The sequence below is a fragment of the Oceanicola sp. D3 genome (assembly GCF_006351965.1).
Taxonomy (GTDB): domain Bacteria; phylum Pseudomonadota; class Alphaproteobacteria; order Rhodobacterales; family Rhodobacteraceae; genus Vannielia.
Genome location: NZ_CP040932.1, coordinates 2,496,239 through 2,510,290 on the forward strand (window position 1 = coordinate 2,496,239; position 14,052 = coordinate 2,510,290).

Below are 14,052 nucleotides of genomic sequence, written 5' to 3' on the forward strand. Positions count from 1 at the left end.
AGTCTTTCACTGGCGCGACCGAACCCAGAAGGCGTAGCGCCTTTCGAACAGGCGGAAGACGGCCGTCTGTCCGATACCAAGGATCGAAACAACGATGATCCACGCGTACATTTCCGGCAGCTTGAACGAGCGCTGCATGTCGATGATCTGGGCGCCGAGCCCGCCGGATGAGGCGAGCATCTCGGCCAGCACGGCAAGCACCAGCGCCAGCCCCAGCCCCACCTTGGCCCCGGCAAGGATCATCGGGGCGGCGTTGGGCAGCACGATGCGAAAGATCTGCTTGGTCCGCCCGATCTTGAAGGTTTGGGCGGTTTGCAGGAGCACCGGATCGGTGCTGCGCACGCCTTCGATGGTGTTGATCAGGATCGGGAAGAAGGCCGAAAGCCAGATCACGAATATCTTCATCTCTGCGCCAAAGCCCAGAAAGAGCATCAAGGGGGGCAGCAGCGCAGGCTTGGGAATGGGCCGGAGCATCTCGACCAGCGGCTCGAAGAGGTAGAACAGCCGGTTGCTGACGCCCATCGCGAGGCCAAAGCCGATGCCCGACACCACCGCGAGCGCAAAGCCGCTCAGCAGGAGGTAGATCGTGTAGCCAAGCGGCGAAAGCACCTGCCCGTTGGCCACCATTTGAGCCAGCGCCGCCAGCACCACGGTTGGAGCAGGCACCATGAAGGGGCTGATGAGACCGCTGCGGCACGCAAGCTCCAGCGCCGCAAGAAGCGCGAGGATGAAGCCCGGCCCGAGGAGAAAATCGAACTTCTTCACCGGTGAAACTCCCGCCCGTCGAGCAGCTGCCCGAGGAGCTGCGCCCGCAGATCCTGAAACCGCTCGGAGGCTTGGGTTTTCACCGGGTCGCGCGGGCGCGGCAGCTCGGTTTCGATCAGGTCCGCCACGGTGGAGGGGCGCTTGCTGAGCACGGCGATCCTGTCGGAGAGATAAACCGCCTCTTCAACGTCATGGGTGACGAGCACGATGGTCAGCTCGCTTTCGGCCCAGAGGTCAAGGATGAGGTCATGCAGCTCAAGCCGGGTGAGCGCATCCACCGAAGAAAACGGCTCATCCAGCAGCAGGATTTCGGGCTGGGCAGCCAAGGCACGCGCGATGGCCACACGCTGCTGCATCCCGCCCGAAAGCTCTGCCGGATGCTTGTCGGCCACGTTCTCAAGGCCGACCTTGGCAAGATAGTCGATGCAGAGTGCCCGCTTGTCCGCCGCAGACATCTTGATCCGGTGTTCGAAGCCGAAGGCGACATTTTCGCCAACCGTCAGCCACGGCAGGAGCGACTTTGAATACTGCTGAAAGAGATAGACAAGCTCGTCGGGCGGGCCGTCTACAGCGTGGCCATTGAGCGTGACCTCCCCCGCACTGGCCGGCAGCAGGCCAGCCAGGATTTTGAGCAAGGTCGACTTGCCGCACCCCGAGGGGCCGACGATGGAAAGAAACTCGCCGCGCCGCACCTCTAGGTCCACCGAGCCGATGGCCGGAACATCCTCTCTCACGCCGTAGGTCTTGCTCACGCCCCGCGCCGAGAGCATGGCCGCGCCACCGACGGTCTGGCCTGTTTTTGGGGTATCGCTGATCATGTCATCGGTCCGTTGCTGAGAGGTGTTTGGCTTGGCTTCGGAGGTCATTTTCTCGACCAGGCAAGCGTGTTGCGTTCCCAAAGGCGGAACAGCTGGTTGAGCGTGTATCCAAGAAGAGAGAGCACGATGACGGCGGCGTACATATCGCCCGGGCGCATCGCGTATTGCATATTGATGATGTAATAGCCGATGCCCCCCGAGCCCGCGATCATCTCGGCCACGACGGTGGTGATGAGCGCAATGGCGAGGCTCGTGCGCATGCCGGCAAAGACGTAGGGCATCACCGCGGGCAGCACCACGCGCCGCACCGTGCGCAACCGGTTGACGCCAAAGGTTCGGGCAACGTCGAGGTAGGTGGTTTCCACGTTCAGCGTGCCCGACAGGGTGTTGATGACGACCGGAAAGAACACCGCGAGGCTGACGACAAAAACCTTCAGCGCATCATCAATGCCGAGGATGAAGATCAGCGGCGGAATGATCGCGGCAGCCGGAATCGGGCGCATGATCTCGACAAGGCTGCCCAGCATCTGGCGCAGCGGCGTGGAGAGGCCCATGGCGAGGCCGAGCACAACGCCGAGCGTGCTGCCGATGACAAAGCCACTCCCCATCCGGAACAGGCTGGAGCCGACAACATAGAGCAACTCGCCGCCAAGGAGGCCGGTGACAAGGCTCGACAGGACGGTGGTGAACGGTGGCCATGTCGTGCTGCCCGGAACGATGAGGCGCGCGGAGACTTCCCACAGCACGAGGAGAGCTGCGACGAGCAGGTAGCCCCAAATCCTGTGTCCGAGATTCTTCATCCGTCAGTCCTTTGCATGGCGCTGTGGCCGGGAGTAGCTGTTCTGAAAGTCAGGTTGTCGCCCAACTTGAAACCAAGCCACAGTCTGCACCTACCTTTCCGCTCTGCGGAAAGGTATTGTCGCTGGGGCTTTCCCTATCGCCCTCAAATCAAGCATTGGCAGGTCAGAAGATGCCAGAAACCATTCAATCCCTGTCACGCGGCCTCCGCGTCCTCACGTTGATCAATCAGCGCGGCGCCGTTTCGCTCGCCGATCTGCACCACGCCACCGGATTCTCTCGCCCCGCAATCCTGAGGCTTCTTGCAACCCTGGAGGCCGAAGGCTTCATCCGCCGCTGGCTTGATGACGGGCTTTACCGAGTGAACACGTTGAGCCCCGGGAACAACCGCAACATCGCCTGGCTCACGCTGGTTGCCGACACAATCGGCCCCAGCCTGAGCGACCTGACCGACCAGATCGGTTGGCCCGTCGACGTGGCTGTTCTTGACGGAGACAAGATGACCCTCTGCGAAACAACACGGCGGCAGTCGCAGTATCCCGTCGACCTGATCACCTCCGGCTATCAGGTGCATCTGCTCCAGTCCGCCGTCGGCCGCGCCTATCTGAGCTTTATCGGCAAGGATGACCGCACCGCTCTTCTGGGCCGCCTCTCCCGCTCAACGGACCCGTACGACGCCTTGGCACGAGATCGAGAGAAGGTTGAGGCCATCGTCGAGGAGGTCCGGAGCCTTGGATACGCCACACGGTCAGTCGGCTACAGCGCTCAGAACACCACCTATGCAGGCAGCATGCGCGCGATTGCCGTGCCGGTCTACCAAGACGGCACCGTCGCCGCCTGCCTCAGCGTTGCCTGGACGGCCACCTATATGGATGCCGAAACCTTTGCAGCCAAACACCTCGCCACGGTGCACGCCACCGCGCGCGAGGCGTCACACGTCATGGAATCGGCAAGGGCAAAAACCCTCTCTGAGGCGCACCAACCCACATCGGGACCGAGCTGACACTCGCCCGGCATTGATAGAGGCTGTGTGGAGGGTGAGCGGGAAGACGCGTGCCTCACTCGGCTTCGCACCCAAACCCACGCGGCTACGGCCGGATCGGGCGGGCGGTTTCGCGGGAGCAAAGGCCAGACACATCAAGCGCAACGGGCAGGCGCCTTCCTTTGCGGCTCTACTTGCGGAAACTCGATGAAAAAGGTCGTGCCCGCGCCGGGGCTGCTTTCGTAGGTTATGTTGCCTGCCATTTTCGCAGCCAATTGCCTTGAGATGTGCAGCCCGAGACCAGAGCCCTGCGTCATGCCGGGGCCCTTGCCGGGGACTTGGTCGAACCGGCCGAACACCTTGCTTTCAAGACCCGACGGGATGCCCCTGCCGTGATCCCTGATCGAAAGCCGCACTTGCCCATCTGCCGCTTCCAGACGGCCTTCCACAATGCCGCCCTGATGCGAGAACTTGATGGCGTTAGAAACAAGGTTGTCGATTATCTGGCGAACGGCGAAGGCATCGCCTTTGATAAGCGTGGCCGTCTCGATACTGCCCTTCGAAAGCTGCACATCGCGCTCTTTTGCGAACATCGAGTTTTCTTGGAAACTCTCGTCGAGAAGGCTCTCAAGGTCGACCACATCCTCTTCCAGCGATAGCGCTCCGATCTCGAGCTTTTGCGCCAGAAGGATGTTGTCGACAAGCCGCGCAAGACGGACACAGTTGCGGTGAGCGATGGTAAGCGGAGCCTTGAGAGGCGGGCTCAAGTCGCCGAGGTGACCGCTCAGCGCCAGCGTCAGCCCTCCTCTCAGTGAGGTGAGAGGCGTGCGCATCTCATGGCTCACGAAGGAGATAAACTCGTCCTTCGCCCGGTTGGCGTCATCTGCACGTTTCAGCGCTTGTTCCAGTGCCGAGTTGATCGCGAGGCGATCGGTGATGTCGACAAAGGTGATGCTCCAGCCGAGAACGTTGCCCAGCGGGTCTAGAGGATTTTCAATCTCCTGAATGCGCGGTTCGTAGACCCGCTGACCAATGGTGAGATGCGGCGAGCTTTCCCTGACCGGGTCCGATCCGTCTTTGGCACGCATGATGGCCTGTACAGCGCTCTTCAGCTCGTTCATATCCCGGCGCTTTGCCTCCGAGTTCATGAGCACCACGGCCCCTCGGCGGTCGATCAGCGCGACCGGTTCGCTCATCTTGTCGAAGAGAACCGATTGGCCGACATTGGCCATGTCCATCGTCTTGCTGGTCATCAGCATCCAGGTGAAGACCAGAATGCCGAGGGTGAACATGAAGGCCGTCGGGTCCAGCCCGAACACGGTCAGCCCAAGGCCAACATAGGCCGCATTGGTCAGCAGAGGGGTTATGGTGACAAGCGCCAACACAGCGAGAAGCGGCCACGCCGTTCGCCTCGCCCGGGTAAAGGCCCGCGCGATGCACACCAGCCCCGCCATCACGAACACATAAAGGCTGGCGATAATCGCAAAGAAGGCGGGCCCATGGCTGTATCGTATGGTGTCCTGGCCAGCGGGAATGGCCGTCTCTTCGCCGTAAACCAGATGGTGCCAGGGGTTGGTGGCAGCCACGGCAAAGACCACAGCCGGCACCACGGCAATCAGGATGCGCAGGCGACTCTTGGCAAACCCACCAGCCTCATTGAGGTAGGCGAATACGAAGAAGCACCAAGCGACAGGTACCAGCGCATTTCCAAGCCAAGCGAGGGTTGCCCAGGTCATCTGGCAGGAAACGCCAGTCGATGCGGCCTCAAGGCCCACCATCGCAAGGGCCCAAGCGACGCCGACGAATGTGAGCGCCAAGAACGCCTGACCATTGAAGTGCGGCACCCTCAGCATGCGGATCATCGCAAGGAGTGCGATCAAACTGACCCCGCCTGTCCCCAGAAAGATCGGGTCCGCAAGCAGTCCTTCCAAACATGTCATCCTGGCCCGCCCCAAACGAAAGTTGTCGTTACGTCAAACACTCGCATCAGGATGTGGTGAAAGTTCGGCGGTGGATTGTCTTTCTCACCATGTAGGTACCGGCGCTGGCGCTTTGTGCCCAAAATTTGGGTTGCGAAGATGCCGCAATGAGCGGGCGGGCGGGTTGCTCTGTGCTGGAACTCTGCCTTGCGCAGTTTACAGCTGTGCCCTGCGGATTAGGCGGTGCCCTTACCGGCGCGGCACCGCAGCGAGCGCCGCTCGGCCCCCGCAAAAACCGGGCCTCCAATGATGGTCCTGTCACACTGCTCTGGGCATCTCGCCAGCGGTAGTGCCGCTAGGAGTTGACCACGCGAAACCGCTGTGGCTGAACGGAGCCGCGTTTTTTCTGCCCCCGGCTCTCAGCGCGGGCAATGGCGCGCTCGAAGGTGTGCTTCACGCGCTGGGTCCGGTGCAAACTTGGGCGGATTGGGTTGCCGATGGAGACATCTATATCAATCGGCTGGCCGTTGTCGTATTCAATCTGCCTCTCCTCAATCATGGCCTGAATCTCGGCTTCCAGCGGTATCGAGGATTCCATTTCGACCTTGTTGGACACCACTACGAAGGTTCCGTTGCCGGTATAGGCCATCAAGTGCCGGTCAGATGCGAAGGCTCTTGAGATGGCATCGGCGACCTCGGAGAGAACGTAGAGAAATTCTTCTCGAGACGCTCTGCTGAAGATGCTCTCGATCGGCTCAACCTTGACGGCCACCACCTGCGATCCGGCGATGCCCACGTGGGACAACTGGGTGAGGTAGTTTTGCAGCGCGGTGAAGGTGACGATATCCTCGACGCCGTCGATGGAAACTTCCCGCTCGAGACTGACCTCTTCCGCGCCATCATCTTTTGTGTCGCGGGCCAAAGCCAAGGAGCGCTTCGGCAGCCCCTCGATCATCTCTTGCGCCTTCTGGAGCCGGTTGGCCAATTGCACAATGTCTAACGGCTTGTTCAAGTAGTCCGTAGCCTTGGCCCTGAACGAACGGTCGATGTACTCCTCGGCGGACCTGGCCGTGAGCATGATGATCGGGATCTTGTGATAGGTCGGAATGGTTCGAATGAGCGCACAGAGCTCGATGCCGTCCAAGTCGGGCATGCTGATATCGAGCAATACACAGTCGAAGGTGCTTGGCGCGTTTGCTATGGTTTCCAACGCGCTCGCGCCGGATGACACGGTGGTGATGTCGGAGAACCCGACCTTCCGCACCATGACCGTCAGAAGATCGAGAACCACTTGCTCATCATCGACTGCCAAAATTTTCATGCGCTGCTCTACCCTATTGCGGTCCCTGTTTTGCAGCTAGACTATTTGGGGAATGAGGCCACAGTAAATACAACTTGTGGCTGAGTTTAGGCATTCACCTTTTCCTAACTGGAAACACTCCAAGGGCCGGAGGGTAGCAGCACGGTTGGCCTCCGGAGGCGCCAAAAGCCGAGGTGCATGCCTCGGTCAAAAAGCGGCTCGCGAGCGCGGGCTGCTAAATGGAAACCCACACCGCATCGGCGAGAGCTACGCGTCGAGGTTTTCAGGAAAGTTCACTGTGAAAGTTGTCCCCACGCCGGGCGCAGTTTCGAAGGCGATGGTCGCGTCGTGGTGCTCAAGGATCATCCTTGCGATGCCAAGGCCGAGGCCGGAGCCGGAATGGCCGCTGGCGTAACTTTCCGGCGCTCGGGTGAATCTTTCATATAGGCGGGATTGCAGCTCTGCGGGTATGCCGGAGCCGTGGTCGCGCACCCAGAACCCGGGCTGCGTTTCGGTTAGACCGATTTCGACACGGCTCCCGTGCTCCGAGGCCTTGATCGCGTTTGACAACAGATTGTTGAGCACTTGAACCAACCGTATCTCGTCGCCTTGGATTTCGCACTGCCCGGCCGCGCCGGGCACCACGCTCACTTCCACGCCATATTGCGCCGCGAAGGGCTGAATATCGTCCCGCGCTTGTGCCAAGAGCGTCGTAAGGTCGACCAGGCGAAGGTTTGGTTTGCCCCGCCCGGTACTGAGGCGCTCGAAGTCCAGAATATCCCGCACGAGCCGTTCCACACGCTTCAGGTTCCGCGCGGCGATGTCGAGCGTGGGTTGCAGAGCGGGGGATAGATTGTGCTTTTCGGCCTGTAGCAATTGAACAGCAGCTTGGGCCGAGGTGGTTGGCTGGCGCAGCTCGTGCGAGACAGTGGAAATAAGCTCTTCGCGCGCTGCCTCTACAGCCTTTTGCTGCGTTATATCGCGGATGACACCCAGCACACCAAGCCGCTGACCACCCTCCTCATTGAGAGGGGCGATGAAGATCTCTGCGTTGAAATTCTCACCCGACTTGCGCCGGGCTATCATTTCGAGGCGGTCAGTGCCGGCGCGCCGCGCCTCGCGATAAATGGTTTCGCCCTGCTTCCTGTACGACTCCGGGTCAGTGTAGAGCATCGCAGTTGTTTGGCCGAGCATCTCTTCCCGCGAGCGGCCAAAGGTGCTTACGGCTGCGCGGTTGACCCGGGTGATGCGGCGCTCTTCGTCGACGGTCAGGATCGCGTCAGGCACGGTATCGACAATGGCATCGAGCACCATTGTCTTGTCGGCAAGTTCCCTCGCCCTGCGGTCCTTCAGCGCCTCCTGCCCCAGCCAGCGGCCAAGGAGATCGACGAACTCGGCCTCCTGCGGCGTAAAGGGTGACCGGGCATCGGGCCCAGAGAAGTTGAGCGTTCCAACCCGATCACCGCCTACTCGTATCGGCACTCCAATGTAGCTTTCGAGTTCAAAGGAAATGTAACAGGGGTGCTCCGCGATCTCCGACTGACCGGCATGGTGGAAGTGACGCACGCCGTCGGACGAGAAGGTGTGAGAGCAGTAGGTCTCCGCCAGGCGAAATTCGGTGCCCGCTGTAGGCGCCCAGTCGGGGCCTCTCACTTGGTCGATCGTATAGGTATCGCCCTCGACCCGGCTGACGATTCCGAGTGGAAGCCCGAATGCCGCGCAGCCGATCCCCAGCAGCTTGAAGACCTTGGTTTCAAACTCGATGTCCGGATCGAGCGACAGAAAGAACAGCTGACGAAGCGCAAGGTTGTGCCGCTCGATATCGCAGGCCCGATCTTCGGGTATTTTCTCAACTCGGTTCAGCACAAAACCTCCTCCCCCTATACCATTGCAACAAGCTGCGGAATTCGGCGCGAACCTGTCAATAACTCTTTCATCTTACGGTTGAAATCACGGAGCCAGAGTGGTGCCAGCGTGACAGGCGAACTGCAAAATGCAGGGCTTTCAGAGCCAGTCGCGTATGCACCCGCACAAATGCCGCCCGGGCTGCCGCTTTATCTGAACGGACTTCGGATAGTCAGGAATTGAGGGCTTGATACATTTCCGACACGAGTTCGCCAGCAAGATGCGAAAGATCTGTGCCGGTGCTGTCATTTGATATCTCGACCTCAAGCTTCAGCGCTGTTTGCCCCAGTTTGGGAAAGCTGAGCGTTTCAGCAACACCGAAGATCCGGTGCGCGCGGCGTGCCAAGCCATCGGCAACCTCTAGCCGTGCCGCTTGGGCTTCGAGGGCGCAGTAATTCTCGAAGGCTTCGATATGCTCGGGCAGAGAGCTCAAGAAGGCCATCCGGACAGGCGCGAGCATTTGGGCGAAGTCGTTCTGGGCCGATTCTGACGGTCTGTGCGACCGGTACGTGCTGCTCATCAGGCGAACCTTTTTCTGGCGAATCCCTGCATGGCCGGACGGGCGCGCGCGGAACTCAGGGTTTCCTCAATGCTCTCATCAATCGTCCGCCGGGAAAAGAAGGAACCGCGTGTGGGCTTGCCTACCCTTACGACGGGGGCGCAGTTGATGAGATAGGTTTCCTGGTAGGCCTCGAGCGCGGTGTTGATCTGGTTTTCCAGTTGCTCTTGCGAAGCAAGGTGGATTGCCGAGGTTACCGCCATGAACTCACCCGAGCCGGCATAGGCCACGAGCAGGTTTTGAGATTTCATCGTATCCACAATCACCTCAGCAACATCGGCCATGATGTCGAGGAACTCCTCATCATTTGTGCGCACGTAAATGTTTGCGGCGTTCTCGACACTCAGGCCGATGCGCTGGCTGATCGAGTAACGCGGACGCCCGACGGCCTTCAGGTAGTTGCGCAACGCGGTGAAGGAGATCAGCCCTTTTACATCAGGCGGTGTTTCGGCGTCTTCGAAGTCGAGTTGGTGCTGGTGGGAGGTCACCTCTTCCAGCTGATCCTTGATCGCGGAAGCCCGAAGGCGGCTTTCGTGCACGCGCCGGATCGACGCGAGGCGAGTCTTGAATTCGAGGTTGTCGAGCGGCTTGGTAATGTAGTCCACCGCGCCCGCCATGAAGGCATCGTCGATGTACTGGCGACCGGACATGCCGGTGACCATGACGATCTGGGAAAGGCCTTCCGGGTCCATCGCACGCAGAATCCCGGTGAGCTCAATACCGTTCATCTCGGGCATCTGGATGTCCACAAAGATGCAGTCGAAGGGTGCCGCCTGCTGGCTCACCAGCCTCAGGGCCTCCGGCCCCGATGCGGCCATCGCGAAATCATCGATATTATTATGCTGGAGGACGGCCTCGAACGCCGCCCGGAAGATAGGATCGTCGTCTACTGCGAGGATTTTCATCAATCTTCTCCTTCTAATCAAGTGTACCCTAGGAGGCGATTGAGGCGAAATTTGGATCGCCCATAAGTTGCGAGCAGTTTTTTGAAGTTTTTCTCAAGACGTCTGGAGCTTGCCGCACGAGCGCAGGATTGGTCAGCTGGCGGCGACGCATTTCGTAACAAGGTCGTCGGCTTCTGCCGCTTCTGCCGAAGGGTCCAACCTTGCAGGCTTCCCCTCCTCATCGTCATCGGCGAGGTCCAGATCGAAGTAGAAGGTCGTACCGGCGCCTTCATTCTTTCGATAGTCGATGGAGCCGTTGTGAGCCTGCATTATCTGCTTTGAAATGTTCATGCCGAGACCCGTGCCACCGATTTTGCGGGTGTCGGACGAGTCGACTTGGCTGAATTTGTCGAACACGCGCTCGCGGTCATGGTCGGCAAGGCCGGGGCCTACGTCGATCACCGACACCCGCGCCCGCCCCTCCTCGACCGTCAGACGCACGCGAACCTGGCTGCCCTCAGGAGAGAACTTGGCCGCGTTGGACACGATATTGGTAAGCACCTGCTCGATACGCGCCGAGTCTCCCACCACCGGCAGATGATCGGCTTCCGCCTCGCAGGTGAGCCGCACGCCCAAGCGTGCAGCAAAGGGAGCGTTGGCAGCAACGGACTGCTCCACCAAATCTCGCAGGTCGAACCGTTTCATATTGAAGGGCATGCGTCCCGCCTCGATCTTCTGAAGGTCGAGAATTTCATCAATCAGCTCGATCAATCGGGTGCAGTTGCGCTTGGCGATGCCCATCACTTGTTCAGCCTTTTCGCTGATCGGGCCCAAGTGTCCGGCGTGGGTGAGGTCGATAGACCCCTTGATCGACGTCAGAGGCGTGCGAAGTTCGTGGCTCATCGTCGAGATGAACTCGCTCTTTGCCTCGTAGCCCTGCTGGGCTTTGTTGTTTTCGACCGTCAGAGCTTCCATCTGCTCAAGGCTGCGTTGGTAGAATGACAGGTAGATCCGCGAGCAATCGATCACGAAATACAGCACGAAGAGGCTGGTGAAGAGATGCGCCCAAAGCTCCGACTGAATCGTCGCACCCGTGACCCAGATGTCATAGATCGGAATGAAGAGGAACGTCGCCCCGTACATGCCGATCCGGACAACGAGGATGGGCAGGATGTGGTGGTTGTTCATGGCCGCGAAGAGCGCTGCAGCGAACAGGAAGAACAGCGACATGAAGTGCGTTCCCGGCCCTTGCGCCAAGGCGATCGCGATAGAATAGAAGACTATGACCGAGGCGCTGAGCACCGTTCCAACATAAAGCTGGTTTAGGAGGCGTCGTGCCACGGCTGCGTCGCGCCCGTCCCACACGAGGATGCGCTTGAAGACCGTGAAGTCGTAGATCTCCGACAAAATGATAAGGGCGCCGGTCATCAGAGCGAGCGCGATGCTGTAGTAATAGCCTGCCAGTCCAAGGGCAGCCGCAAAAATTATCTGCCGCTGCCAAACGAGCTTTCGTCCGACCTCGGCATAATCCTTCATTTGCTTGGCCCGGACCACGTTCTTTCGCGCTCCGAGTCCCAGCCCTTCTCGTTTGGCTTCTTTCGTCAACCTGCCTCTCCGAACCTCGGCGCAGGGGTCATTACCTGCGCTTGAACGGTGCCTTTCCGACACACTCATAGGCAGAGTACGGGGATGACGTGGCAAAAATATGGCGCCAGCATACAACAATACGAATAGTGGTTCGTGGGCTGTCTACGAAATGCTGGGGAAAAAATGCATCATTCACACGGTCATGACCTGACCAAAGCTCAGAGGGTCTTCCCTGAGCTCGTGACACCGGGAGTTGTGAAACATTTCGCGCTAGAGCGCACCGTAAAGCCGCAGCCGCGAGCGCAGAGCGGGCCGAGGTTGCCCTTGGCTGGCGGTCTTCAGGCTACATCCATGTCGGTCGAAACGATGCATCTGCATGGCAATCTGATCGTGAACTACCTCAAGGCACGGCGACAGGTCTTCATCGTGTCGAAGGGTTGGCAACTCTCCGAAACCCGGGGCATGGAGTTTGATCAATACGACACCCCCGAGGCACGGTGGATCGCCGTTCACGAGGATGGCGAGGTACTGGCCGGCATACGCATCGCTCCCACCACGGCACAGTGCGGGCTACATTCTTACATGATCCGCGATGCGCAACTGGGGCTGCTCAAGGGGCTCCCACTCGATCCGCTTTTCGAGGAGGCGCCAGTGTCAGACCAGATCTGGGAGGCCACTCGCCTGTTCCTGCTCGATACGGTGCCTGCGCAACGACGCGCCGAGGTGCAGCGCCTGCTCATGTTGAAGATGGCAGAGGCGGCCCGTGCGGAAGGTGCCCACAGCGTTATCGGAATCGTTCCGGCGGTCTTCCAGCGCTGGCTGAAGAGGATCGGCATGGAGGCCGTGCCCATGGGGCCACGCTTCGAGCTCGATGGTGATCGCTCGCAGGCCGCAATGTTCAACGTCAGCATGGCCCCGCCCCCCCATTCACCTGAGGTCAACTGAGCTTACCGCTCGGTCATATCTATGCTATCGTTCCACCAAAGGTTTAGTGTGTGACTAGGAAGGTGCTTCAAAAACTACGGAAATATTGACTGGATGACTGATCCTGCAACGGCCCGCCCGCGCGTACTTCATGTGGACGATGACGACGACATTCGCGCAATTACACAGATTGCTCTGGCAGTGGTGGGTGAACTCGAGGTTCTTCAATGTTCCAGTGGGCTAGAGGCTCTGGAAGTCGCGCAGGAATTTTCCCCCGATATCCTTCTGCTGGATGTCATGATGCCCGACATCACGGGAGAAGAAACTCTCGCCGGGTTGCGCCAACTCGACGGTCTCGCTGATGTCCCGGTCATCTTCATGACGGCGAAGGCACATTCTGACGACGTAGAGCACTTGATGCAACTCGGCACGCAGCGTGTCATTGCAAAGCCCTTCGACCCGCTCACGCTAGCGTCGGAAGTGGTCGAGATCTGGCAACAGAGCGCAAACGAGGCCTGATCAGGCTTCGGGCGGCGTTGGCCTCGGGCGCCGGGTGCCCCCCAGGCGCGGTCGGCGTGGAACGATGATGCCATCGCGCCGCTTGGTCTGATCGATTTCCAGTTGCAGGCGACGCATCAGGCGCTCTTCGGTGGCGCGCGCAATGGCGGTGCGCAGGGTCTGCACGCATACCTTGCCCGGCTCCACCTTGGGCCGGCGCGTTCGGCTCATGGTCACGCGGATGTTCTGCGGCCCATTGCCGAAGACGTCGGTCTTCAGGTTCCAGAACTCCAGCCTGGTCACGTCGACCTCCAGATTGCGCCGGCCATTGCCCAGCACCACGCAGCCGAAAACACCGCTTCCGACGTAGGAGATGAAGTGCTGACTGGAGGCCAGTTTTGCGGAGATGTTGCCTGCAACTTCGGTCAGCAGCGCGTTGAACTGTTCGGCGGTGCTATTGCGATAGATGTCCTGAATACCCTCGATGCGCAGGGCGAAGACCTCGGTGGCGACAGTCGTCTTGGGCAAAAGCTCAAGCATTTGCTCAAGATCGCGATCGGGCATGCAGGCTGCCACGCCTTGGATGGTGAACCCCTCATCGAGCGACCTGCGCGCCAGCGTTTCCAGCCGGGACGCGAGCTGCGCGGCGGATCGCTCGAGGCCAACCGACCGTCGCATTTGCTCGGCCAGTAGACGGGCTGTGCGTATGCGGGCCCCCAGCTCGAGGCCGCGGATCGGCTTGGTCACATAGTCCGAGGCGCCCGCATCGAAAGCCCGTTCGATCGAAGCGTCATCAAGCTTGGCCGTGAGCATGAGGATCGGCGTTATGCGATAATCCGGCAGAGCCCGGACCTTGCCGCACAGCTCAATACCGTCGATACCGGGCATAGCGATATCGAGCAAAACGCAGTCGAAGGGCTGCTTGGCCTCTGTGATCTTTTGCATTGCGTCTTGCGCGTGGAGCGCAGTGTCCAGATCTTGATAGCCGGCTTCGGCGAGGACAGTCCGCAGCAGCTGCAAGAAGGTCTCGTCATCGTCGACTGCAAGTATCCGCAAATCTTGCTCCCTCATCTCGTCCATCCTTATCCCCAGCAAGCCCTCTGAAATGAAAAA

The 14,052-nt window shown here is 59.9% G+C and carries 13 protein-coding genes; 3 read left to right on the plus strand and 10 right to left on the minus strand.

All coding sequences use genetic code 11. From position 1 onward, the window contains the following. Positions 1–6 precede the first annotated feature (6 nt). The 3 genes from FHY55_RS12645 to FHY55_RS12655 are packed head-to-tail and all read right to left on the minus strand — an operon-like array spanning position 7 to position 2,383. Complete coding sequence (locus tag FHY55_RS12645) at positions 7–765, minus strand: ABC transporter permease (protein ID WP_140014538.1); 759 nt, start codon at positions 763–765, stop codon at positions 7–9. Beyond that, on the minus strand, positions 762–1,583 hold the full coding sequence (locus tag FHY55_RS12650; protein ID WP_168222996.1) for an ABC transporter ATP-binding protein: 822 nt from the start codon (positions 1,581–1,583) through the stop codon (positions 762–764). Before FHY55_RS12650 ends, FHY55_RS12645 begins: the two co-directional genes overlap by 4 nt. A gap of 44 nt (positions 1,584–1,627) precedes the next feature. Next, complete coding sequence (locus tag FHY55_RS12655; RefSeq protein ID WP_140014540.1) at positions 1,628–2,383, minus strand: ABC transporter permease; 756 nt, start codon at positions 2,381–2,383, stop codon at positions 1,628–1,630. 170 nt (positions 2,384–2,553) lie between these two features. Here FHY55_RS12655 and FHY55_RS12660 point away from each other — a divergent pair, with 170 nt between their 5' ends. Further along, positions 2,554–3,384 carry a helix-turn-helix domain-containing protein gene (locus FHY55_RS12660; protein WP_140014541.1) on the plus strand — a complete coding sequence of 277 codons (831 nt, stop codon included), beginning with the start codon at positions 2,554–2,556 and terminating at the stop codon, positions 3,382–3,384. Between the two features lie 134 nt (positions 3,385–3,518). Here FHY55_RS12660 and FHY55_RS12665 read toward each other — a convergent pair whose 3' ends face one another. From FHY55_RS12665 to FHY55_RS12690, 6 genes are all read right to left on the minus strand, one after another. After that, positions 3,519–5,318 carry a histidine kinase N-terminal 7TM domain-containing protein gene (locus FHY55_RS12665; RefSeq protein ID WP_254695298.1) on the minus strand — a complete coding sequence of 600 codons (1,800 nt, stop codon included), beginning with the start codon at positions 5,316–5,318 and terminating at the stop codon, positions 3,519–3,521. 319 nt (positions 5,319–5,637) lie between these two features. Next, a complete protein-coding gene (locus FHY55_RS12670; RefSeq protein ID WP_140014543.1) occupies positions 5,638–6,603 on the minus strand; it encodes a response regulator in 966 nt (321 codons plus the stop codon). Between the two features lie 246 nt (positions 6,604–6,849). After that, on the minus strand, positions 6,850–8,448 hold the full coding sequence (locus tag FHY55_RS12675; RefSeq protein WP_140014544.1) for an ATP-binding protein: 1,599 nt from the start codon (positions 8,446–8,448) through the stop codon (positions 6,850–6,852). Positions 8,449–8,659: 211 nt separating this feature from the next. After that, positions 8,660–8,920: an Hpt domain-containing protein gene (locus tag FHY55_RS12680; protein WP_168222997.1), complete on the minus strand. Its 261-nt coding sequence runs from the start codon at positions 8,918–8,920 to the stop codon at positions 8,660–8,662. Positions 8,921–9,006: 86 nt separating this feature from the next. Further along, the gene (locus FHY55_RS12685; RefSeq protein ID WP_140014546.1) at positions 9,007–9,951 is read right to left on the minus strand and encodes a two-component system response regulator; all 945 of its coding nucleotides are present in this window, start codon (positions 9,949–9,951) and stop codon (positions 9,007–9,009) included. Between the two features lie 132 nt (positions 9,952–10,083). Next, positions 10,084–11,535 carry a cell wall metabolism sensor histidine kinase WalK gene (locus FHY55_RS12690; RefSeq protein WP_168222998.1) on the minus strand — a complete coding sequence of 484 codons (1,452 nt, stop codon included), beginning with the start codon at positions 11,533–11,535 and terminating at the stop codon, positions 10,084–10,086. A 333-nt stretch (positions 11,536–11,868) separates the two neighbouring features. Between FHY55_RS12690 and FHY55_RS12695 the strand changes: the two genes are divergently transcribed. Then, on the plus strand, positions 11,869–12,462 hold the full coding sequence (locus FHY55_RS12695; protein ID WP_140014548.1) for an acyl-homoserine-lactone synthase: 594 nt from the start codon (positions 11,869–11,871) through the stop codon (positions 12,460–12,462). A 132-nt stretch (positions 12,463–12,594) separates the two neighbouring features. Beyond that, positions 12,595–12,960, plus strand: a complete 366-nt coding sequence (locus tag FHY55_RS12700) for a response regulator (protein ID WP_254695299.1) — start codon at positions 12,595–12,597, stop codon at positions 12,958–12,960. Here the strand turns inward: FHY55_RS12700 and FHY55_RS12705 are convergent, their stop codons facing one another. After that, positions 12,961–14,010, minus strand: coding sequence for a PleD family two-component system response regulator (locus FHY55_RS12705; RefSeq protein ID WP_210410481.1), 1,050 nt, complete (start codon positions 14,008–14,010; stop codon positions 12,961–12,963). Between the last annotated feature and the right edge of the window lie 42 nt (positions 14,011–14,052).